We start from the raw sequence: 21,829 nt of genomic DNA, 5'->3' as shown, positions 1-21,829 counted from the left end.
TAAAATCTGCCTTTTAGTGTGGGAGAAGACCCCGGCTTAAGAGCGGATCTCCTTCCCTACCTAGCGGCAAGAATTCCTCACATGACATAACTATGAATGAGGGACGTGTTACCTCTCTCACTAAGCTCGCCGAAGCTCTTCCAGCCGCGTCAATTAACGTTTTTTTGCGTTAGTGATGCCGAAACGGCGGAGGGGCATCGAGGGGTCATTAAGATCACGATGAAAACAGTTCCTTAGGTATTGAATAGGTGGAGATCCTCCAGACCTTCTTGTCCAGCTCCTTAAGCCTCTTCACCGCATCTACGCCGCTAATGATGGTGCCTTCCCGTAGCTCAACCCTAACTCCCACGATGGCATCATCTCTAAACAATACCCTGACTTTGTTGCCCTCAGCGTCTATCGCGAGTGTGTAGAGGGTTTTAAGTCCCGTTCCGGTGTACATTTCGCTTAATCTCCTCAGGAGTTCGAGGCCGCTGAGCTCTTCCTTCACCGTGCTTAAGATGTGGGACTTAAGGATTATGTTGCTTACCAGCACCTCATCATCAAGGGCTGTGGGGCTCGTTACTACGTTCACACCCTCCAGCTTGAGTTCAGGCTTAGGAAGTTCCTCACGTTTAGGTAGCTCTTTAGGGGCTGCCTCCACCGGCGGCGGTGCCGCGGCCCTCACTCCCATCTTCTTGACGAGTCCCTTCCTCCACGCATCAAGTACTGTAGGTAGCGCGCCGATCAGCCTGTTCTGATAGGCTTCAACGAATGTCTTAATGTACGGCTTCAGAGCCTTCTCGTTGGCCGACTTGACCACGATCCTCCCCCTAATTAAGGTCAGGGGCCTGCCGACCAACTTCCTGCCCACGACGCTCAGCCTGAGTTCCAAACTCAAGTCATCGTGCCCCTCCACCGTTATGACCGCAACTTCACCCTCTTTACTTGTGCTCATCTTAAGGTGTACCCGGCTCAGGGAATCCCCCACCTTCAGATCAGCTAAGACCTCATTATCGCTTAACACCTCAGCTAGAGACTCCAGAACGGGCCACAGACTCAAGTGGAGCTGGAGGTCCGCTAGGATGGTGAGAACTTCACTAGCATCCAGCGGGGAGGCTACACTAAACTCATTAACTATGGTCACTCTCGCACACTCTAATAAAGATGTTTGTTAGGGAGAATATTTAAGGAAATCACTCAGGTTGGATGTCGTAGAAAACTTTTTAATTCAACGTGCTTTATTCTACGGGTGGTGTCTTGGAGGAAGCTCCTTCAGGACCTAAGGCTCACCAGGTGATCGTAGGGATAGCCATATACGTCCTCTGGACTGTCCTGCTGCCCTTCGTCAATAGGGCTGATGTTAAGGTTTTGGGACTTCCTTTACTCTGGTTCTACTACATACTCGTCTCGGTGATCACGGCAACCGCGTTGACAATCCTCTACACGCTAGAGAGGTGAGGGAGGCTTGAATCAGGATCCAATCATCGCGTCGTCGATAGTCCTCTCAGTTATCTTCATATCGGTGGCTATAGGGTTAATAACTTCGAGGCTGAGGTTAAAGACCTTAAGGGCTGACACTTATATAGTCGCTGGGAGGACGTTAGGGACTATAGTGTTTTTCCTGAACTCCGCGGCAGTCATCTACAGCGGCTACACGTTCCTGGGCACTGCAGGATATTCCTACACCTACGGGGCGGCCACCATGTTTGCCTGGGGCACTTCACTGCTGGGGTACGTTGCTGGGTACCTGTTGGCGCCGCGCGTCTGGAGCTTAGCTAAGAAACATAATCTGATGACGCTCTCCGACTTCATTATGTGGAGGTATGACAGCAAACTGCTGATGGTTCTGGCCGCGATAGTGTCCATAGTCTTTCAGATCCCGTACGTTCAGCTACAGATTCAAGCGGTTTCGATAATATTGGACACAGTGTCGTACGGCATGCTGCCCTCACTACACCTTTCCGTGGCTGTCCTCGGTCTCGTTATCCTGTACGTCTTCCTGGGGGGCATGGTGTCCATAGCCCTTACTAACGTGTTCCTGGGGGCGATAATGCTCGTAACAATGTTCGGCGGTAGTTGGGCCTTAATACTGAAGTATTTCGGCGGCCTGCCGGGCCTCTACGATGCCGTAGCGTCCGTGTCCCCAGCACACCTGACCCTCCCAGGCCCCGGAGGGTTAAGGCCTGAAACCTGGTTCATTTCATCAGTCGTTGGGACTGGGTTAGGCTTCTGGTGCTGGTCTCAGAGAGTCCAGACCTTATTCACGGCTAAGGACGTTAAAGTGCTCAAGAAGGGCATGGTTCTCAACTCATGGTATTTAATACTGGGATCTCTGTGGGTCACGCACATGGGCTTAGTCGCCCTCGCTCTAGGCATCAAGCTGAGGTCCTCGGACTACGCATTCCTCAACCTGGTTGGCCTGTCGTTCGGGCCAAGCGTCTTGGGCTTAATAGCCGCTGGCGGCGCTGCAGCATCGCTCTCCACCGCCGCAGGTATACTCCTGGATCAAGCGAGCACCATCTCGAGAAACCTGATACAGCAGGTCTTCAAACCTAAGATAGGTGATAAGGAATTGATAAACATCACTAGAGTGGCGGTGGCGGGCTTAGGCGTAGTATCGACGATCCTAGCATACACTTCCCCCGCACTCTTAGTGGATTTACTCCTGGTAGGTTATGCAGGTGTGGCTCAACTACTGCCAGGCCTTTTCATAGGTATCTTCTGGAAAAGCCTTAGAAAGCATGAGGTGACGAGCGGCCTGATAGCAGGCGAATTAACGGTGTTAGGGATATTCGCCTTAATGAGGTACTACGGATGGAAGCTAGAACCGCTTGGAATACACGGCATAGTGTGGGGACTCGCCTCAAACCTCCTAGTGATCACTCTAGTGCACTGCGCTAGAAGACTCCTCTCAGAAGGGAAAGGGGCTTAAGGCTCAAGCAAAATCAAAACTCAACACTCCCTCGAGCACCTCAGCAACTACACTCTGGCCGCGCTCGCCTCCAGATGTTTTAACCCCCGCCCCTCTCTTCATTCAGGGGCTTCCACCTTACCCCAGAGATACCCCTGCGGGTTCGTTGGCGGTTGCCGAGCCTAGCGACGCAAGGCCTCCTACAAACCCTTCCTAAAACACCAGCAAAGAAAGCAGCCCTCCTCACCCTAAGGGCTGTTTTGACGAACCTCAACATAATATTGCCTAACAGTTTTACCGCAAATTACTAGCGGAACGTAAAGACTTCACGATTCTTTCATCTAGTTGAGTTTATGTTAGGTGGTAAGGCTTTCAATTGTAAAAGTTATATAAATAATGATTTCCATCATATGTAGAGGTCTTGTTCAACGATTATGTAACATATCCAGGAGTCATTGCAGTTATTTCATTCTGTCAACAGAAAAGCTTAAAAACATAGATGTCAGTAGTAACCTGAGGTGTCTCGGGTATGGCACTGGATATGAGGTCAGTAGCGCTCATCGCGATAGCTCTGATAATAGGGTTGGCGGCCGGCTACGCCCTGTCCGCCGCGGTAGGCGGTGCTGGCGGAGTTACCACGACCGTCACACTGACCCCTGCTAAGAAGACCTACAGTATAGGGTTCACGCTCCCGCTATCGGGGGAGCTCTCCTCCATCGGCAAGATGTGGGAGAAGGTGGTTCAGTTGGCGATAGAGGATCTAAACAGGGAGGTTCAGGCCTACGGATTCAACGTTGAGTTCAGGTCTGTGATACTGGACGACGGCACTGTCGAGGAGAAAGCCCTTCAGAACGTTCAGAGCTTCGCTCAGCAGGGGATTAAGGTGGTCATAGGGCCTGCAGCCAGTTCTCAGGTGAAGGTGGTTAAGTCGTACGCCGACGCTAACAAGATACTCATTATATCGCCCTCGTCAACCGCCCCCACTTTAGCGATACCCAACGACTTCGTCTTCAGGACTGTGGGCTCTGATGCTGGTCAAGCCAAGGCCCTAGCGGTTCTGACGTACCAGGAAGGCGCTAGGAAGGTTATAGTGTTCAACAGGAATGACGAGTACGGCAACGCTTTCGCGGAGTTCTTCGAGCGGTACTTTAAAGAGCTGGGCGGTAACGTCCTCAGCAAACTAGCTTACCAGACCGGGCTCTCCGACTACGCGTCTGAGGTCGCTACATTAGCAAGCAGGGTCCAGAGTGAGGGGGCTGAGGCAGTCGTTCTAGTGGCCTTCGACACGGACGGCGCTAATATATTATCGCATGCCGCTGAGTCGGATGTACTGTCTAAGGTTAGATGGTTTATCTCAGAGGGGCCTCACGGCGCGGAGGAATTACTCTCAGTCACTGTAGGGCGCTTCGCGTCTAAGGTCAGGCTCTACGGCACGAGGCCCCTCTTCATAGCCAACCCGCTCTACGAAAGCTTCAAAACCGCGATGTCTAAGAGGTTCAACATCGAGCCAGGCGTCTTTAGCGAGAACCTCTACGATGCGGTTAAACTTGCTGGGTGGGCGATACTGAGGGCCGGAAGCTATGAGGGCGAGGCCATAAGGAGTGCGTTGATTGAGGTGGCTAAGACGTATTACGGGCCCAGCGGGTGGACCATATTCGATGAGGCTGGTGATAAGGCACAGCAAGATTACGGTATATGGGCAATCATACCTGGAGGACCTAAAGGTTACCAGTACAAGGACGTTGGACTGTATGAGAGAGGCTCTATAATATTCGTCGAGAAAGCCTACTCATGAGTTTTTAAAGTAAATGATTTAACGTTATTTACGCTTGGTGTTGGATATGGTATCCAAATACGAGGAGGGCGGTACAGCTTGATCCCCGGTCTCTCCCAAGCTTTAAGCAACTTCATCCAATACTCCCTCTTCTACTTGATTTTCGCCCTGCCCTTAACGCTGAGCTACAGAACCACCAAAGTAATAAACTTCGCGCATGCGAACTTTATAACCTACGGCGCGTACGTGGCTATCTTCCTCCACGGAACCTTGGGGTTTAACTCGATGTGGCTGGCCGCCGCCTTAGCATTCCTAATTACCGGCGGCATAGCGGTCTTAAATAACGTGACCGTTTTCACGCCCCTGCAGAGAAGAGGGTCTACTCCAGCAATATTGATGATATCCTCCATGGGGTTGTGGATAGCCTATAAATACCTTCTCTACATGCTGACGGACGTCATGCACTTCTACACCGGCAGGAACTTCGTCTCGTACGGGAGGATCACCTACTCCGACGTCCCTAGGACATCAATAATGGGTTTCGAAATCAGTCAGGCGCTAGCCGCCTGCATTATTGCCGCAACGTTAATTGTCCTGGCACTCTACCTGATGCTGGAGAAGACTAAAGTGGGTAGGGCTATGAGAGCCGTTGCCGACAATCCCTCACTAGCGGAGATAACCGGCATACCGAGGAGCCTCATAGTTAATTTGGCGTGGTTCATCTGCGGCGGTATAACTGCCGTGGGGGGTGTTGTATGGACCTCATTCTCTGGAGCAGTGACTCCGGAGGCCGGTGACTCGATGGTGCTTCAGGTGTTCACGGTGGGCTTCATAGGAGGGCTTGTATCGCTCCTCAGAACAGGCGTTGGTGCACTCCTCATAGCCTCCATAGAGAATATAGGGATAGCCCTACTGAACTCGTACCTGGGCATCCCAACCAGCTTCAAACCATTCCTAACGTTCGCAACCTTAATAGCTACGCTCATACTCTTCCCACCGCTTGGCGCTGGGGGCGGGTTGCCCTACAGGTTTTTGAGGAGGGGTTCAAAGCAATGATATCGTTCGACATTGTCGGGTTCCTGATTAGTTGGTTAACCCTTTTCGGCATTTACTCGATACTCTCCATATCACTGAATATGGAGTCAGGGGTTAGCGGGATAACTAACTTCGGTAAGGTGGTCTTCTACGGGGTCGGAGCCTACATAAGCGCCGCCATAACGACTTACCTAATACTAATCCTCAACGGGGTCAACGTGGCCGAGACTCCCCCATACAGCATAAGTGGCATTATACTGCTAAGCCAGCTGGCTAATAAGGCACCGTTGCTCAACATAGGCCTGCTCCTGCTGTCGCTGATTATGGCGTTCGCAGTGTCCGGGCTCCTCGGCTACGTGCTCACATACCCCATACTCAGGGTGGGCCCGGCCTTCGTAGGGTTCACATTACTGAGCTCAGGCGAGCTCATGAGGATCTTCCTGCTTCATTATGAGCCCGTGGGCGCTAGTAAGGGCTTGATGGCCATCCCCACCCCCTTCGGATGGATCCCGGATAGCAGGGCACGTGATGCGGCCTTCTTAGGAATGGTTTTGGGCTTCCTAGCGCTGACGTACTTAGTCAGTGACAGGCTGGTTAACTCCCCCTTAGGGAGGACCCTTAAGGCCGTGAGGGATGACGAGATAGCCGCCCTATGTCTGGGGAAGCACGTGCCGAGGATTAAAGCAACTATGCTCTTCATCGGCTCCGGATTCGCGGGCGTTGCAGGGGTTTTCCTATCTTACTACCTGACATCGGTTAATCCAAACATGTTCGTGCCGGCCGTGACGTTCAACGTGTGGGCCATGATCATCCTAGGAGGTTTCGGGAACTTGAAGGGGTCCTTACTGGGCGCTGCAATAATAACGCTCGTGGACAGGGTGTTGACGTTCGTCACCCCTCAATTAGGCGTGACCGTCATATCGCCGGACTACCTCAGGTGGGTCATAGTGGGCCTTCTAATAGTGGTGGTTCTTCTCGTCAATCCCAGAGGGTTGTTACCGGAGAAGCCTGTGAAGACCCCCGCCGTTGAGGAAGTGCGGAAAGTGTTGACGGGTGAAGGTGGATGAGCGCTCTCCTCGAAGTTAGGGACGTCGCCAAATACTTCGGCGGCGTCAGGGCTTTGGACGGGGTCTCGCTTACAGTGCCTGAGAGGGGTCTAATAGGCCTCATAGGCCCCAACGGCTCTGGAAAGACCACCCTCTTCAACGTCATCACAGGCTTCTACGTCCCTGACAGGGGTAGCGTATGGTTCAGAGAATCTGAGAACATGGTTAGGATAGACGGGCTGAACCCGAACGAGGTCTTCAAGAAGGGTGTAGTGAGGACATTCCAGATACCGAGGCTGTTTAACTCGCTGACAGTGCTTGAGAACATACTCGTAACCCCATCAGGGCAGAGGGGTGAGAGCCTCAGCAAGCTACTCCTCACGAAGACCTGGGTCAATCAGGAGAGGGAGCTCGCCAGGAAGGCTGTCCACCTGCTCAAGATGTTCAACATGCTGTCCTACGTGAACTCTAAGGTCCCCGAGCTGTCTGCCGCACACATAAAGATGTTGGAGACCGTCAGAGGGCTCATGACCCCCGCTAAGCTTTACTTACTGGACGAGCCTGCGGCAGGAGTTGACTACTCCATGGCTAGGGAACTCTTCACGTACGTGAAGAGGTTGAGGGACGAACACGGCCTAACATTCCTTATAATAGAACACAGGCTTGAGATACTGATGGAGTACGTTGACTACGTCTACGTACTCCACAACGGCAAACTCCTCTCTGAGGGCAGACCTCAGGAGGTTGTTTCAGACCCTAAGGTCATAGAGGCGTACATAGGTGTCTGAGATGCTTGACGTGAGCAACTTGAAAGCCGGCTACGGCAAGATGGTGGTGTTGCAGGGCATAAGCCTGAGTGTGAGGAAGGGCGAGATAGTGGCGGTTCTAGGCCCTAACGGCGCCGGGAAGACCACCCTCCTGAATGCGCTATTCGGTATTGCGACGATTCACGGGGGCGAGGCCCTCTTCGAGGGAAGACCCCTGCAGAAGATGAGGACACACGAAATAGTTAAGGCTGGTATTAGCTACGCACCGCAGCTCGATAACGTATTCCCCAACCTAACGGTTTTCGAGAACCTTCAGATGGGATCCTTCATCAGAAGCGACCCCGCCATCAGGAGCGATATTGAGGAGATGTTCAACCTGTTCCCTGAGATAGAGAGGCGGAGGAACCAGAAAGCTAAGACGCTAAGCGGCGGTGAGAGGCAGATGCTGGCGGTCGCCAGGGCTTTAATGACTAAGCCGAAGTTACTCCTCCTAGACGAGCCTACAGCAGGGCTCGCACCTAAGGCCGGGGCCGCCCTGATGAAGAAGATCGCGGAGATTAGGGGGAAGGGCGTTACGATACTTGTGGTCGAGCAGAACGTCAGGAGAGCGCTCGAAGTGGCTGATAAGGGTTACGTGTTAGTGAGCGGTAGGATAGTTAAGGAGGCGCCGGCAGAGGATTTAATGAGGGCGGAGGTGGAGAAGCTCTTCTTCGTAAGTACGGAATAATCGTCTGTGGAGTAAGCGTTCATTAGTTAAGAATCAACGCATACTGCGGGTAGCCGAGCCATGTTAAGCACGCTCACCAAAGTCACACGTGGTCTGCAATCCTAAGCCATTTAATCTCCCTCAGATGCTCCTCAGGCGGCCTGCCGGGCGCCCCGGTCATGGGATCCATCATCTCCTTATTCTTCGGGAACGCAATGACCTCCCTTATCGAATCGTGCCCTAGAGCCACTGCCGTCAACCTGTCCACCCCTATGGCTATCCCACCATGGGGTGGTGCGCCGTAGTCCAGCGCCTCCAGCAGGAAGCCGTACCTGTCATTCATTTCGTCGGCAGATAGACCGAGTATCTTGAACACCCTCTCCTGCAGCTCCCTGCTGTTTATCCTTATGCTCCCACCCCCCACCTCGTAACCGTTCAGCACTAGGTCGTAGGACTGCGCTATAACGTCGAGAGGTGCTGCCTCCAGCTTCGGCAGGTCCTCAGGTCTCGGCGACGTGAAGGGGTGGTGCTTAGATGTTAAGGCACCTTCCTCATTGAGTTCGAAGAGCGGGAACTCCGTGATCCACACCATAGCGTACTCATCCCTCTTAACTAGGCCTAGGTACCTACCTAAAGAATTTCTGAGAGTCCCTAGAGTCTCTGAGGCCTTCTCATAGTTACCCACCGCAACCACGGCGGCCTCACCGATGCCTACGTCAAGGAGCTTCAGGAGTTCGTTACCTACGGAGGCCTCCCCACCTGCTAAGATGCCTGAGCCCCTGATGACGTAGTAATGCCTCACACCGCCCTCATGGCTCAGAAGCCCCTCAATAAGCTTCCCAACCTCCTCAACGCCCCTCTCGTTGATTCCGAACCTCAGCACCCTGACCGAGTCCCTGGGTCCTGCGTTGAGGAGGGTTCTCACCCTCTCGTCAGCGTCCTCCAAGAGGTTTCCGAACCGTAGGTCCGGCTTGTCTACCCCATACTTCCTCAGCGCCTCAGAGTAGGTCAGTCTCGGCAACGGATTGGGCAACTCAACGTTGAGGGTTTTGATGAACGCCTCACGCATGACATCCTCAACCGTCTTCATCACGTCCTCCTTAGTTACGAAGGACATCTCTATATCCAGCTGAGTGAATTCAGGCTGCCTATCAGCCCTTGGGTCTTCATCCCTGAAGCACCTGGCGAACTGGTAGTACCTCTCAAACCCGGCTATCATCAACAGTTGCTTGAAGAGTTGAGGTGATTGAGTTAAGGCGTAGAACTTGCCTGGATAGAGCCTGCTGGGCACTAGGAAGTCCCTGGCACCCTCGGGGGTGCTTCTAGCCAGGTAGGGGGTCTCGACCTCGATGAAACCTCTGGAATCGAGTAACTCCCGGAGGGTCTTAATTAGCTTAGCTCTGAAGATCAGGTTGCTCTGCATTTCAGGCCTCCTGAGGTCGAGGTACCTGTATCTAAGCCTCATGGACTCCGACGTGGTCTTCATGAGCTCGGGGTCGAAGACCGGTATCGGGAGGGGCTTAGCCTTACTTAGCACTACAAGCTCCCTCAACTCCACCTCGACCTCGCCGGTCGGTAGCTCAGGGTTCACCTGGGCTGGAGGACGCGCCCTCACAACCCCCTTCACAGCGACCACAGTTTCAGGCGTGAGATTCTCAGTCATTCCATAGTAGGGGCTCCTAGAACTCATGACCACTTGAACAACCCCTGTCCTGTCTCTGACCAGGATGAATGTGATCCTCCCCATCCTACGTATCGTGTGAACCCATCCGTTAACAACCACCTCCGCGCCGATGTGCTCCCGCCTGAGCTCGCCGCACCAGTGTGACCTCTTAGGGAATGCACTCACCCACCACACCAACAACACATACAGACAACAGCTAAATATAAGGCTATGAATGAGAGCCTGGGTGCGACGTATATAAGCTTCTGACGCATCCTATACTTTGGACATTGTGTGGTGGAGTAGGTTGTACGAGGAGGTGGAGAAACTGAGTCAGAAGGAGCTTAGACTTTATGAGAAACTCCTGATGGTGTTTCCCGGCTATAGGGGCTACAAGGAGAAGGAACTCATCAGAGAGACGGACAGGGTTGTGAGGGACGAGCTCCTCAGGAGGTTGAGGAGGAGTCTAGAGGATCTCAGGCGTCTCTACTCCGCCCTTGTATCTAGAGGGGGGTTGAGCGGGGATGCCAAGCGTGTTGAATCGATGATCTACAGGCTGGACTCGCTGGCTGAGAAGACCAGGCACGCCCCATACGGCTATAGACCGCTATTCCACGTGGTGAAGGTGGATGAGGAGAAGCTGACCAGAATGCTTGAGCACGACCTAACGTTAGCCGACGTTATATCCGCCCTGAACTCGCTCACAAGCAAGCTCTTAGCGCCTGACACCACCCCGGAGTGTTTGAGCTCCCTGCTGAATGATGTGGAGGGCAAGATCAGCGAGTATGAGGTTAAACTGAGTGAGAGGGAGGGTGTCCTGGCAGGCTTCATGAGGTGATGATGTGTGAGCAAGACCAACGTGATCGAGTGGGTTAACCCGGGGCCTGACGACATACTGTGGATGTACCCCTACGAGGACATCAGGTGGGGCAGCGTTCTGGTGGTTCACGAGTACGAGACCGCCGTATTCATGAGGGATGGGAAGATCTACGACGTCCTGCCGCCCGGACGCCACGTCCTGACGACGCAGAACCTACCACTACTCACCAGGGCGTTCAATCTCATCATGGGTTACGGTGAGACCCCCTTTAAAGCTAGGGTGGTCTTCATCTCGCTCAAGCAGTTCAGGGGTAGGTTCGGCCTCTCCACCAGGGTCAAGCTAGGTCCTAGGACGCTCTACATGACGGAACTCCAGAGTTTCGGCGAGTTCTGGTACCGCGTAGGTGATCCTGTGCTGTTCCTGACGCAGGTTGCAGGAGCGTTGCGGGAGTTCTCCTCACCCATGGTAGCAGACTTCATCAGAAACTACTTCATGGAGAGCTTCATCCAGGAGATGAGCAAGTACACAGCCGTCGAGATATACTCTAACCTCAGCGAGGTCTCAGCCAGAATCAAGGCAGGCGTCATACACGATGCCTTCAGGCAGAGGGGCCTCGAGCTGATAGACGTCAAGATAGGTGGTGTGAGCCTCCCGCAGCTCGAGAGGATGGAGAAGGAAGACCCTACCTACGGACTCCCGCTGTTGCTGGCCATACAGAAGGGTGATGAGGACAAGGTTCTTGAGATAGTGAAGACCGTTGAGATTATGAGGGCTTTAGGCAGGTCCCCTGCAGCAGGGTGGATGGGGGCCCTCATAGCAATGCCTGGGTTGCTCCAGCCGGTGGTTCAGCAGCAGGCGCAGCCACAACCACAGCAGGCCCCACCAGCCCCGCCTCAACAACCGCAGAGGAAAACCCCGATAGTTGAGAAGTTGCGGGAGTTGAAGGAAATGCTTGACGAGGGGCTGATAACGCAGGAGGAGTACGAGAGCATGAAGAAGGAACTCCTGGAGAAGTACAAGCAGGAGATGTAGAAATGATGTTCTTCAAGAGCGACGCCGAGAAGTTCAGCGAGGCCATGAGTAAGGGCTTCAGCGACAGGGGTAAGGGGAATCTCGAAGGGGCTGTGAGGAATTTCCTTCAAGCGTATGAAGTGGCCAGCAAGTCACGAAACCCTGAATTAGTTGGCAAGGCCGACCTAGCCCTCTTCTACGCCCTCCTCTACGACGCGTTGCTCAAGAAGAACCCAGAATCGTTCAGGAAGGCTGCTGAGCAGTGCAGGAAGTTAGACCCTGCCGTGGAGCTGGACTTAGGTCTGGCCGCTAAGGTGCGGCCTCCTGAACTACTGCATGATCTCGAGCTATTGGCTGAGATAACCAGCCTGCCGGAGTTTGAGGTAGGTAGAGTTAGGTCCATGGACCTGGACGTTGCCGACAAGTACGAGGGGGTGGGCAACCTACTCCTGGCTGAAGGCTCTAGGAGGCTCGTGCTCGAGGATGTGGTGGGCATACATGAGGCCCTCTCAGTGATAGGGTTCAGGCTACTGGGTTACGCCAGAGTGATTAGAGCAGCCAGGGTCGAGGAAAACGAGCCTGATAAGGCGGTGGAGCTGTACTCGGAGGCCCTCGCATTCCTTCAGCAATCAACGCCTGAGGTGAGGGACCACGTCAACGGCAAGATAGTCAAGTTAAGTAAGAGCACTAGATGCTGGGTCTGCCATAGAGAGATCCAGGGTGAGGAGGTGAACTACATATACCTGCCCGCCTCCATCAACGAGTACATTAAGTCGCGCTACGGGAGGGAGGCCCCGTACATGATTGAAGGTGGGGGGATTGCAGTGTGTAGGGTGTGCTACACCATGGTGCGTGATCTGAGCGACAGGATAGCGAGGAACTACTACGACCTGGCCCTCAAGGAGATGAGGATGATGGAGGAACGTTTAAACGCTAGGATAAGGGAGCTGCAGTCAAGGATAGAGTTGATGAGGACTACCGTAAGGTTCGAGAGGAGGTAGCGCTAACTGACGCGCAGTGACCGCGGCGGTGTCGTCGGTGGAAGTGCAGAAACTTAGATGCACTAACTGCGGCGCACCCCTACCGAAACCGCAGCCTGGTGATGAGTGGATTAGGTGTGAGTACTGCGGCTACACTAATAGGCTGGTGGACTCTTCAAAGTACGTTAATGAGCTGAAGCAAGAGCTGGAGAGGTGGGTAAGGGATATACTGCCACCGGCTATAGTTACCTCCACAACGGTTGACACTGCAGCCAGGTACCAGATCTTCCAGAGCATCATAAAGCCCAGGGTCAGTTTAACGCGTTCGAACGTACGTGCTAGGTACCTGCAGTGCCTCTCGCATCCCATAGTTCCGTTCATGGCCTCTGGAGCCAGCGTCACAGACGATTCTAAGCAATTCTTTGAGGAGGCTCTGAAGATAGAGAGCCTGAAGGACTTCGCCGTTACGGAGGACGATCAGAGAATGCTTAGCGAGACGCTGGCCTACGAAACGATCGCCGGACACTTACTGAACGCGCTCAGAACACTAAGTGTTAATGATGTTAAAATGGCTCTCAAGAACGTCGCCGAAGCGCTTCAATTGCTGCCCGACGCGCCGGGCTTCTCCCTAGTCAGGGAGAGGTTGAGGGCAGTGCACGCGATGCTGAGCGCCGTCAACGAGCTGATGAACCGCAACACCTCCTCCTCACTGACTTTAATAAGGGATTCAATAAGCCTCTACAACTCATTACTCCAGAGGATCTCGGGTAAGGCGCTGCCTGAAGCCAATCCGGGGATTCTCGAGATTGAGAAGTTATGTGCCGAATCGCTGGCGAACATAGTGGATTCGGCTAACAGGCTCTTCACAGCCGGCGAGGATCCGCTGAAGGTGCTTGAGTGGTTTGAGAGGTATGCAGGTTTATTCAATAGGTTAAGGGAGACGTACAGGAGGCCCATGCAGGATCTCCTGGAGGTCACGAGCCACGTGAGGAACGTGGTCTACAGTAAGACGGGATTGGGTGAAGTGGATCTCGTGCGGGGCTCGGGAACCTACCACATACCATACTACATCGTCGGGACTAAGTTCTCTTACGTGAAGGGTCTCCTGCTCAGGAAGGGGGCTGAATCCTCGATGATGTTGATGGTGACCGGCATAGCGCCGTATGCGTTGAACCCAGTGGTCGACGCGTTAGGGGTGCAAGCCGGCAGGCCGGTGCCACCTGACAGAGTCCACGAAGCACCGGCGCACATACTCGCGGGGGAACTCCTAACTAGGAAGGTTAGGGCTAACCTACCGCCGCGCGCGAGGACTGTGCCACCGCTGATAACATTCGTGCACGCTGAGAAGCTCGCCGACGCATACATATCCAGTGCCAACAGCCACTACAGGGACAGGATAACGTTCGCGTCAACGTCTGCTAAGGAGCTCCTCTACCTACCCTTCACACAGGTTGACAGCAGGACTCTAGACTTCGAGGATAGGTTGAGGATACAGCTCAGCACGAACGTGGAGATTCTTGAGAAACTCTCTGTGTAGGGTTTCCTTCACTTTAAAATTGGTGAGCCCTAAACTCTCTTAGGTGGTATGAATCTGAACATTGGTGTTATGTTTGGTGACGCTTTAGCCTTGATCAGCACAGCCCTGATGGTCTTCCTTACCTTCAGACATTATGTTAAGTCGACGGGCTTCAGGGACTTCACGGTGTTTATGCTCTCGCTGATGGCCGCCACCGCAGTATCTATAGCAATACCTCTAAATGATGCCCCCCTACTCCCCTGGATCACAGCACTCTACATAAACGGTCTCTGGCTCTACGGCGTCGGAACCGAGGGTAAGGGTAGATACCGCTTCACAGTCAGTCCGACCGCGTCCAGAATACTTGCAGGGGTAATACTGCTAACTATCGCATCCTGGCTCACCGTATCAGCCTATCACGTAGGCATCGCCTTGATGACTGTCCTGACCTACATACTGCTCGGGACCTACAAGTTGAAGGAATTCGTAAGGGTCTGACGCAACGAGCAGTTGGTCAAGACACCTTCCTTCATAAAGAAGTGGGACTCGCGATCCTCGCAGGAACGTTGTAATGTAACGTGAGAGGCTGAAGGTGCGGTGAGGGAAGAACCTCACAACCCCATGTCCTTAAGGTTTAGGTTTCATTACTGACTTGGCGCACCAGCACCATCCCGCTTTAGCAAGTAGTTCAGCGGTTCTCTCAGTGGCTCTAGCAACTAAGTCTTCAGGCACTCCCAGAACCCCTGCGCCGACTATAAGCACCTCCCTCGTCGATTCTCTGCTCATGGTCTCCACACAGTCCCTATGCGGGTAGAGGTGCATGACGGTGCCCCTAGAGTCAACGAGTATGGGGACCCCGACCTTCAGCACTTCCGCCCCACCGCCTATGGGTCTGAAGATCTCACCCCCTTTAGATAGTGTCATTGTGAAGGGGGGTGATGAGTGTTGAAGGTCGTAGAGACCTATTGGCACGAGGGTTTCGGCTGATGCTATGTTGCCAGCGTCAACAACTACGCCCAGCCTCGGGAAGGAACCTCTGAGAGCTCTCCTGACTAGGGCCTCGCTAGCGGGCCTCGTCTTAGTTGGGTCAATGCCTAACCTCCAGTAGAAGTTTCTGTAAGCCCTCACGATGGGGTCCTCCTTAAGAGTTTCGAGAGTGTGTCTAGAGTTAACAGTTCTCAAGAACTCGTCGATGGCGTCGGCGAGGGGATCAAGGAGGGGCCTTCCACCCCCACCCCACGCCACCGTATACGAGACGAACACTCCGAGCTCTCGAGCCTCATCAGAGACCTCAAGCAGGACGTCCAATCCGTCGCACAGCCTTCCACCCACAGGCATCGCCGTTTTATCTTGAGAGTCAATTTAAATAGCGATCCATGGAACCGCCCACCATGCCGCTGGCGACCTCAAGTGGTGGGGCTTGCAATGAGATCAGGCCCCACGGTTACTCCTATATGTAACCGTTATCTCTGTACCACTTAATAGTTTCCTTAAGCCCTTTCACTAAATCATACTGCGGCTTGTACCCCAGCTCCCTCTTGGCCTTATCTATTCTGTAGGCTCTGTGCGTTGTTACGGCATCAACTATCTTCATCCTGTACATTAGGTTCCCACCACCCCTCACTCTATCGTATAGCTCCGTGAACGCCAGCACGACCTTAGCTAAAGTCGGGTTTATCCTGTGCTTGGGTGGCTCCCTGTCCAGTATCTGCGAGAGTATCTCATATACCTCCCTGTACCTGTGTGCCCTCTCATCGCTGATTATGTAGGTCTGACCGACTGATACGTCGGGCTTCTCAAGCGCAAGTGTAAATCCCTGAACTACGTCACGCACGTGAACAAACTGAACTAGGTGCTCGCCGCTCCCCACCGTGAATTTAGAGAAGAGACCGCCTTTAGCTACGGTCATTATGAACCAGTAGGCCACGTCGTCGACGTTCCTGGGGCCGTAGATTCCTGAGGGCCTAATTATCGTGTACTCAAGACCTGAGTTACCTAAGGACCTTACAATCTCCTCCGCCCGGAGCTTCGACCAGCCGTATTCGAACTGAGGGTTAGGTGGTGTGTCCTCATCGCCTGGGGGGTTTGCCACAGGACCTATTGCCTCCGTTGAGCTGCAGAATATGAATCTCCTGACACCGGATTTAAGTGAGGCCTGAGCTAGGGCTCGAGTGCCCTCCACGTTGACCAACTTGTAGAGCCTCCTCGAGCCTGTGAACGTGTAGTATGCAGCGAGATGAACTACGGCGTCAACCCCTCTGACCGCTTGAGGCAGGGTCTCCGGCACCGTTAAGTCACCGTAGGAGACCTCGACGCCTAGACCGTTCAGGCGCTGAGCCTTGCGGGGGTCCCTGACCATACCCCTTACGCTATAACCCTTCCTCATCAACTCCTCGACCAGGTGCCCGCCCAAAAAGCCTGAGGCACCGGTGACCAGCACCATCAATCCTGCTCACCCATTCACTTCAGTTCCGCGCGCCTCCCTCTGAAGTAGAGGACGTACGTGAAGTAGCGTGGTATGTACTCGCCATCGTACGGCTCATATGGAGTCCTCAGGAAGGATTCACCAAGAGGGACTATCCTATACACGCCGGCCCTGCTCAGTCTCCTAATGTACTCGACCCTCCTCCCCTCGTCCTCCACGCCTATGGCGATTGTCTGGACCCCGTCTATCCCGGCATATCCAGGCGTTCGGGGTAACTCCCTGATGAGTTCGACGCACTCGTCGATGCTTGAGACCGCCACGATCTCCAGAAACCGCCTCCTGGAGTGTATGTTCAGCGGCACTAGCCTCAGTCCAGTGAATGAGGACCTCCCCCTGCTGACCACGACGGTGTAAGGGTTCTCAGGGCTGCCTGAACGTATGACCTTAGCGCCGTTGAGCTCCAGCGCCTTCCTCAGAGTTGCGAGGTTGAACATCCATCCCTCAGATACTTCAATCCTATGGATAGAGCTGTAGGAATCAAGGTGTTTGCTGACCTCCCTAGCCAGCTCGACCGCCTTACCGTAATCGCCAATCAAGAGAGCGAGGGTTGGTGAACTACACAACTGTTGGTCATACATCATGACCTCCCTAGCAAGGGCCTCTGCAACCCAGCTGCCTGCTGAAGCACCGTCCACTACAGCCACCCCAGTCAACGGTCCATTAACGTAGAGTTTGGGCTTATGGGGGTTCTCTGCGACCGACCTAGCGATGATGGACCTTCCCGGCTCGCCGCCCCAGTAGTTCACAATCCTGACTGGTGCTTCCTTCACGAGGTATTCGAAGACCCTGCTGTTGTGCGATAGGTAGGTGAGCACTAGGGCTTCCCCCAGCCTTGAAGCGTCTTCAGACACTTTGGCAAGATCCTCGAGAGGCCTGAAGACCTCCCTAACAGCCCTGTAGTTGGTCAGGGAGGGCCTCAATATAGTCACGTTGCCGGTGACTAGCGATGTGACGGTGGGTATTAGCGGGGGTACTACGGAGTTGCCTGAAGCTATTATCAAGACGGGTCCTGCGGGAAGGTTCATGAGGCGCTCGCCGGGCGCCACCTCAACGAACTCGTCTAGGCTCCTCCATCCACCGGCAAGGCCTGAGTCGATCAGTAGCTCGATATTGCTTTCCTTGAGGACCTCGCCAGCGAGTCGAAGATCGTTCTCAATCATAGCACTACTATAGCCCGTGTTCTTCACGAGCTCTTCCTTCAAGCCCTCTAAAGCCCTGCCCTCTAACCTCTCCAACCATATCCTGCCAAGCTCTGCAACGACCCTTACACGCCTCCTGAACCCTAGCTCCCTCACGCTCTCCTGAACCTTCTTGGCGTTGCTTAGGTAGTTGCTGAGCCACTCCACAGTAGGCTCTGAGTGCCTTAATCCCTCCTCAACGGGGGTTGAGGTTAAACCCCCGGCCCCAGGGTGAAGGGGTTCTAAACTCATTGCTTCACGATCCTCCCACGCATCAACTCCTCGAGAGTCCCGCCGCACGCCCTCTGAAGATCCCAGCCCTCGTCCTTAGTGAGCCTCCTCAAGTATACGTACTCCCTACCGTAATACCTCTCTGACTCAACGGACTTCATCACATCTCCAGGGAGGAAGACTTCAAGCCATGAGACAGCGAGGGGGTCGTAAATGCCTAGAACCCCCTCCCTCCCGGGCTCCTCGATCACCTCATATGTCCTCGGATCCAGGAGGAATGCCTCTTGCAGTGGGTGCGGGATTTTGTTCATGACTCCGTGCCGGTCGATGAGCGCCGTAAGGGTCTCGGTCATTCCCAACACGTCCATGAAGGGCGTGGGGACCTCCCTCCCCTCCCTATCCCTCGCCTTGAAGTACTTCCTCGCGTTCTCGACTATGGCATCGTAGGGAGGTAGGTCGGTGAACCCCTTACTACCCCCGCCAGTGACTATAACTCCCCCAGAACCCAGGTCTACGGGGGGTACTCCGGTAACGAGCTTGCTGAGGGCTTTCTTAAGCGCGTTCATCCCCTCGAACTGTTGAGTAAGTAGGTGCACTCCTGCAGGGGCTGTGAAGAGGAGCTTAGGCTCCTCCTTACTCTTGAGGAACTCCATGATTGCCTTCTTATTAGGGACTAGCTTCTGCCATTGCGACCCGCCGCTGGACGTTGTGCTGACTAGATCCATTCCGTAGAGGAGCCTTATCCTCTTACCCTGGAGGGCCAGGTCCACGAACGCTACGAAGTTAAGCGCGTTTCTCAACTCTTTGGCGGCGAGGAAGAGCGCCAGGCCTTTCCCCTCCTCCAGTAAGCCGCCGTAGACGTACTCAAACAGGTTGGTGTTTGCCCTAGTCATCATGGCCAGCTCCAGGTGACTCCTGTACACCCTCACTGGAGTGTTGTTGGTGGTTCCACTTGAGGAGAACACGACGCCGCCCTCATCGAGGTCGCTTATAAGGAACTTCCTGTACCCCTCACCCCTCATCATATCGGACGGGACTGCGAGCTTGGCCAGGTCTTCCAGCCCGGCGCTCCCGGGATCTATCTCGAGCCTCTCCAGGAGCTCCGCGTAGAAGTCGCTGTGCCTCACGAAGAACTTTAGAGAGTCTCTGAGCAGTGATTCCCTCAGACTCCTGAGGTACTCGGGGGACTTGCTGAAGAGTCCCACATCACCTGAGAGCTCCCACAACCTCTTAACGTGTGGATCGTTGAGGAACTTGCTCTTCTGAGCGGCTGCGTATATCTCCTCTATGGACGGTAATTCATTACCCAGGATCAGCACCAAATCAAAACCGAGTTCATGTTTTTATAGTTCACCCTTCACCCCTGTAAAGTCTACCTCCACTTATCAGTGCCCGTAGAGCTCTACTTGAAGTACTTCAAGCGCGGTGAAGCTAGAGGGAATTTAATTGCAGGCTTCGACGTTAACAGCGACAGGATAGACATGGTGGTAGTGGATGAGTATGGAAGAACAGCGGATACGAGAACAGAGTGGTCCACGAAGTGACATCACCTGGTTATCCGAGAAACAAGGCTAAGGTTGTTAGGCTTCAAGCTCTCTAAGCTAGTTGAGTACGCGTACCGCCATGGAGTTGGTGCAGCTGTGTTCGAGGGCCTCAGTAAAGTTAAGCGGAGAAAATTTACTAGATCACCTACAGCCAACAGGAAGATGTCCAGGTTCGCGAAGAGACGACTACTAACCCACGCAGTAACCATGAGCCTGAGATACGGGTTGAAGCCTGTTCTAGCGGATCCCAGGGGAACCACAAGCTCACCCATCCACCGTTTCCCGCTCTAGGTTTTTGTAGGCTCTCCTAGGGCGGGTTGTGCCTCAACCCTGCGGTTCACCGTGGTCACTGACCACTCCACGCAGGGGTCATGGGCACCGTTCGAGCCCAACGGCACGGGGCTCACATTTAGCTTCAGAGCTATGTTCCATGCTCCTATTACGTCTCTGTCATGGGTGAAACCGCACCTCGTGCACTTCACGAACCTAGGGCTCCAGCCCCTCCTCTGGGCATTGCCCGTCACTGGAACTAGGCTGGAGCCACACATAGGGCACCTTCTGGACGTGTTTTTCGGGTCTACGAGCTCTACTCTTACACCATGCTCTAGTGCTTTCTCCACTACCTGCTTCTGGATGCCTCTGATGGCTGATTGCTTAAGCCTATGTGCATTCAGCGACTTCAGCCCGTTCTTCTCTAGTGCTCTATCCTGAAACCTCTTGGGAAGCTTCTCCAGAACAACAACAGCTCTCTCCTCCCTAGCTACCTTAACCACGAAGGATGCAACCTTGTTCCTCAAGTCTCTTTTAACGTGCTTCTCCCGTAGCTTCCTAAAAGCTATCCTGAGAGACCTCGTGTTGTTTCCATGCTTTTCCTGGAGAACTCTCCTCCTGTAGGCGTAGCCCAGGACAATCCTGCTGTGGTTGGTTACAGCTGTTACTGCTTTGTTGTCGGGGAGTATGAAGAGCGTTACGTTGTTCTCGTTTATATCAATACCAACTACCTTGCTGTAGCTTACTCTGGTCTCCATGCTCTTGGAGAACACTACGTAGAGCTTTAGTCTCCCATTCACCAGCTTCCACCTACATGAGCTTCTAAGACTCCAACCATTATTCCAATACCTGTAGAACTGCTTGTGGAGTAGCAACGGTACTTTTACCCATCCCGTATGAGTGGCTATTGAAACTCCCTGCAGAGTAAGCTTCCACATCTGGTTATCACAGCCAACACTCCACGTTCTCACCTCTGGCTTGTCCGTGTAAGCAAGACCTTTCTTCTCCAGCTTGAGGAAAGACTTCAACCTGGTGGATGCATCACGTATTGCTTCATGAATGTAGTGCGATGGTAACTCCGAGTACTTTTCCCTGAAGTACCTGTAGAGCTCTTTCTTCGCTTTCACCCATGAGGCTACGTTCTTAGAGTACATGTAGTCTAGTGCTTCTCTCAGTATTTCTCCATAGGCTTCATAGACGTAGCTGAGAGCAGTAAGCTTCCTGCTCGTGAGCTTCGGTGATACCAGTAGAACCGTTCTCTCAAGGCTCTCTAGTTGATTCTTCAACACACTTCACCAGCTTCTCGTACTTATGGCTCCTCTTACCGTATATCCTCGCCGCAAATGACGTTACTATTTCGACCATGTCCTCAACGAGTTCTTGCATGTAGTCCTTCGGCTCCTCCTGAAAGACAGCAACCACATCTACACCGTAAGCTTTGAACAGCTCCTGTAGGTATGTGAAGCCAAACCTTGTTAACCTATCCCTGTAGGCAACAACCAGGACGTCGAACTCATGCTTCTTAGCCATATCAAGAACCTTCCTCAGTCCCCTCCTATCCTCGTTCAACCCGCTGGCAACATCCGTTACTACTGCTACGAGCCTCCAACCGTTTTGCTCAACGTACTTCTTCAATGCATCCACCTGGTTCTCGAGCTCCCTCTTCTGGTTAGAGCCACTCACACGTCCATACACAACTGCTCTGAGGAGCTTAACCTCCTTAAACTCTTCAACTGGTTGACCGAGAAGTCTCTTAACCTCGCTCTCGGGAATCCTCCACCTACCGTAGACGTTGACAGCTTTAATCCTCCCCTCACTAATCCACCTCCTCAAAGTCCTATTGGTTACTCCGAGAATCCCGCAGACCTCCCTAGTAGAGTAGTACCTCTCCAAACAACCTACACCAACAT

At 53.5% G+C, this 21,829-nt stretch carries 21 protein-coding genes; 13 read left to right on the top strand and 8 right to left on the bottom strand.

The window, feature by feature from the left end:
* Window positions 1–214: 214 nt before the first annotated feature.
* A complete protein-coding gene (locus tag QW772_06055; protein MEM0038469.1) occupies window positions 215–1,126 on the bottom strand; it encodes a hypothetical protein in 912 nt (303 codons plus the stop codon).
* 89 nt (window positions 1,127–1,215) lie between these two features.
* Here QW772_06055 and QW772_06050 point away from each other — a divergent pair, with 89 nt between their 5' ends.
* The 7 genes from QW772_06050 (at window position 1,216) to QW772_06020 (ending at window position 8,242) form a co-directional block, all read left to right on the top strand.
* A complete protein-coding gene (locus tag QW772_06050) occupies window positions 1,216–1,440 on the top strand; it encodes a hypothetical protein (GenBank protein MEM0038468.1) in 225 nt (74 codons plus the stop codon).
* A gap of 7 nt (window positions 1,441–1,447) precedes the next feature.
* The gene (locus tag QW772_06045; protein ID MEM0038467.1) at window positions 1,448–2,914 is read left to right on the top strand and encodes a sodium:solute symporter family protein; all 1,467 of its coding nucleotides are present in this window, start codon (window positions 1,448–1,450) and stop codon (window positions 2,912–2,914) included.
* A 508-nt stretch (window positions 2,915–3,422) separates the two neighbouring features.
* A complete protein-coding gene (locus QW772_06040; protein ID MEM0038466.1) occupies window positions 3,423–4,688 on the top strand; it encodes a penicillin-binding protein activator in 1,266 nt (421 codons plus the stop codon).
* A 78-nt stretch (window positions 4,689–4,766) separates the two neighbouring features.
* Window positions 4,767–5,723 (top strand): branched-chain amino acid ABC transporter permease, encoded by a 957-nt coding sequence (locus tag QW772_06035; GenBank protein ID MEM0038465.1) that lies wholly within the window; start codon window positions 4,767–4,769, stop codon window positions 5,721–5,723.
* A complete protein-coding gene (locus tag QW772_06030; GenBank protein ID MEM0038464.1) occupies window positions 5,720–6,769 on the top strand; it encodes a branched-chain amino acid ABC transporter permease in 1,050 nt (349 codons plus the stop codon). The genes QW772_06035 and QW772_06030 overlap by 4 nt, the downstream gene beginning before the upstream one ends.
* Complete coding sequence (locus QW772_06025) at window positions 6,766–7,536, top strand: ABC transporter ATP-binding protein (GenBank protein ID MEM0038463.1); 771 nt, start codon at window positions 6,766–6,768, stop codon at window positions 7,534–7,536. Before QW772_06030 ends, QW772_06025 begins: the two co-directional genes overlap by 4 nt.
* Window position 7,537: 1 nt before the next feature.
* Window positions 7,538–8,242 carry an ABC transporter ATP-binding protein gene (locus QW772_06020; GenBank protein ID MEM0038462.1) on the top strand — a complete coding sequence of 235 codons (705 nt, stop codon included), beginning with the start codon at window positions 7,538–7,540 and terminating at the stop codon, window positions 8,240–8,242.
* An 82-nt stretch (window positions 8,243–8,324) separates the two neighbouring features.
* Here QW772_06020 and aspS read toward each other — a convergent pair whose 3' ends face one another.
* Window positions 8,325–10,079 (bottom strand): aspartate--tRNA ligase, encoded by a 1,755-nt coding sequence (gene aspS, locus QW772_06015; GenBank protein MEM0038461.1) that lies wholly within the window; start codon window positions 10,077–10,079, stop codon window positions 8,325–8,327.
* A 112-nt stretch (window positions 10,080–10,191) separates the two neighbouring features.
* On the opposite strand from aspS, the gene QW772_06010 reads away from it, so the two are divergent.
* The 5 genes from QW772_06010 to QW772_05990 are packed head-to-tail and all read left to right on the top strand — an operon-like array spanning window position 10,192 to window position 14,709.
* Window positions 10,192–10,722 carry a hypothetical protein gene (locus QW772_06010; protein ID MEM0038460.1) on the top strand — a complete coding sequence of 177 codons (531 nt, stop codon included), beginning with the start codon at window positions 10,192–10,194 and terminating at the stop codon, window positions 10,720–10,722.
* Between the two features lie 6 nt (window positions 10,723–10,728).
* Complete coding sequence (locus QW772_06005) at window positions 10,729–11,736, top strand: SPFH domain-containing protein (GenBank protein MEM0038459.1); 1,008 nt, start codon at window positions 10,729–10,731, stop codon at window positions 11,734–11,736.
* A 2-nt stretch (window positions 11,737–11,738) separates the two neighbouring features.
* Window positions 11,739–12,716, top strand: a complete 978-nt coding sequence (locus QW772_06000) for a hypothetical protein (protein MEM0038458.1) — start codon at window positions 11,739–11,741, stop codon at window positions 12,714–12,716.
* 37 nt (window positions 12,717–12,753) lie between these two features.
* Window positions 12,754–14,232, top strand: coding sequence for a hypothetical protein (locus tag QW772_05995; GenBank protein ID MEM0038457.1), 1,479 nt, complete (start codon window positions 12,754–12,756; stop codon window positions 14,230–14,232).
* A gap of 48 nt (window positions 14,233–14,280) precedes the next feature.
* Window positions 14,281–14,709 carry a hypothetical protein gene (locus tag QW772_05990; GenBank protein ID MEM0038456.1) on the top strand — a complete coding sequence of 143 codons (429 nt, stop codon included), beginning with the start codon at window positions 14,281–14,283 and terminating at the stop codon, window positions 14,707–14,709.
* A 129-nt stretch (window positions 14,710–14,838) separates the two neighbouring features.
* Here the strand turns inward: QW772_05990 and QW772_05985 are convergent, their stop codons facing one another.
* The 4 genes from QW772_05985 to QW772_05970 all read right to left on the bottom strand — a co-directional run bounded on the left by QW772_05985 (window position 14,839) and on the right by QW772_05970 (window position 19,424).
* A complete protein-coding gene (locus QW772_05985; protein ID MEM0038455.1) occupies window positions 14,839–15,549 on the bottom strand; it encodes a phenylalanine--tRNA ligase beta subunit-related protein in 711 nt (236 codons plus the stop codon).
* Window positions 15,550–15,661: 112 nt separating this feature from the next.
* On the bottom strand, window positions 15,662–16,654 hold the full coding sequence (locus QW772_05980; protein MEM0038454.1) for an NAD-dependent epimerase/dehydratase family protein: 993 nt from the start codon (window positions 16,652–16,654) through the stop codon (window positions 15,662–15,664).
* 17 nt (window positions 16,655–16,671) lie between these two features.
* Complete coding sequence (locus QW772_05975; GenBank protein MEM0038453.1) at window positions 16,672–18,126, bottom strand: acyl-CoA reductase; 1,455 nt, start codon at window positions 18,124–18,126, stop codon at window positions 16,672–16,674.
* Window positions 18,123–19,424, bottom strand: a complete 1,302-nt coding sequence (locus QW772_05970) for a hypothetical protein (protein MEM0038452.1) — start codon at window positions 19,422–19,424, stop codon at window positions 18,123–18,125. The genes QW772_05975 and QW772_05970 overlap by 4 nt, the downstream gene beginning before the upstream one ends.
* Window positions 19,425–19,511: 87 nt before the next feature.
* On the opposite strand from QW772_05970, the gene QW772_05965 reads away from it, so the two are divergent.
* Entirely contained in the window at window positions 19,512–19,649 is a 138-nt protein-coding gene (locus QW772_05965; GenBank protein MEM0038451.1) for a hypothetical protein, read from the top strand.
* 287 nt (window positions 19,650–19,936) lie between these two features.
* Here QW772_05965 and QW772_05960 read toward each other — a convergent pair whose 3' ends face one another.
* Window positions 19,937–21,205 carry a transposase gene (locus QW772_05960; protein MEM0038450.1) on the bottom strand — a complete coding sequence of 423 codons (1,269 nt, stop codon included), beginning with the start codon at window positions 21,203–21,205 and terminating at the stop codon, window positions 19,937–19,939.
* Entirely contained in the window at window positions 21,180–21,812 is a 633-nt protein-coding gene (locus QW772_05955; GenBank protein MEM0038449.1) for an IS607 family transposase, read from the bottom strand. Before QW772_05955 ends, QW772_05960 begins: the two co-directional genes overlap by 26 nt.
* Between the last annotated feature and the right edge of the window lie 17 nt (window positions 21,813–21,829).

Origin of the sequence: Zestosphaera sp., assembly GCA_038727705.1 — an archaeon.
GTDB lineage: Archaea > Thermoproteota > Thermoprotei_A > Sulfolobales > NBVN01 > Zestomicrobium.
The sequence above is the reverse complement of the archived record's forward strand: the minus strand, read 5'-3'. Positions and strand labels throughout refer to the sequence as shown.

Bases quoted from the DNA above. Each gene is read 5' to 3' on its own strand.
- QW772_06020 (MEM0038462.1), top strand. From the start codon at position 7,538: ATGCTTGACGTGAGCAACTTGAAAGCCGGCTACGGCAAGATGGTGGTG.
- QW772_06040 (MEM0038466.1), top strand. From the start codon at position 3,423: ATGGCACTGGATATGAGGTCAGTAGCGCTCATCGCGATAGCTCTGATA.
- QW772_06030 (MEM0038464.1), top strand. From the start codon at position 5,720: ATGATATCGTTCGACATTGTCGGGTTCCTGATTAGTTGGTTAACCCTT.
- QW772_05990 (MEM0038456.1), top strand. From the start codon at position 14,281: ATGAATCTGAACATTGGTGTTATGTTTGGTGACGCTTTAGCCTTGATC.
- QW772_05975 (MEM0038453.1), bottom strand. From the start codon at position 18,126: ATGAGTTTAGAACCCCTTCACCCTGGGGCCGGGGGTTTAACCTCAACC.
- QW772_06000 (MEM0038458.1), top strand. From the start codon at position 11,739: ATGATGTTCTTCAAGAGCGACGCCGAGAAGTTCAGCGAGGCCATGAGT.
- QW772_05985 (MEM0038455.1), bottom strand. From the start codon at position 15,549: ATGCCTGTGGGTGGAAGGCTGTGCGACGGATTGGACGTCCTGCTTGAG.
- QW772_05980 (MEM0038454.1), bottom strand. From the start codon at position 16,654: ATGGTGCTGGTCACCGGTGCCTCAGGCTTTTTGGGCGGGCACCTGGTC.
- QW772_06025 (MEM0038463.1), top strand. From the start codon at position 6,766: ATGAGCGCTCTCCTCGAAGTTAGGGACGTCGCCAAATACTTCGGCGGC.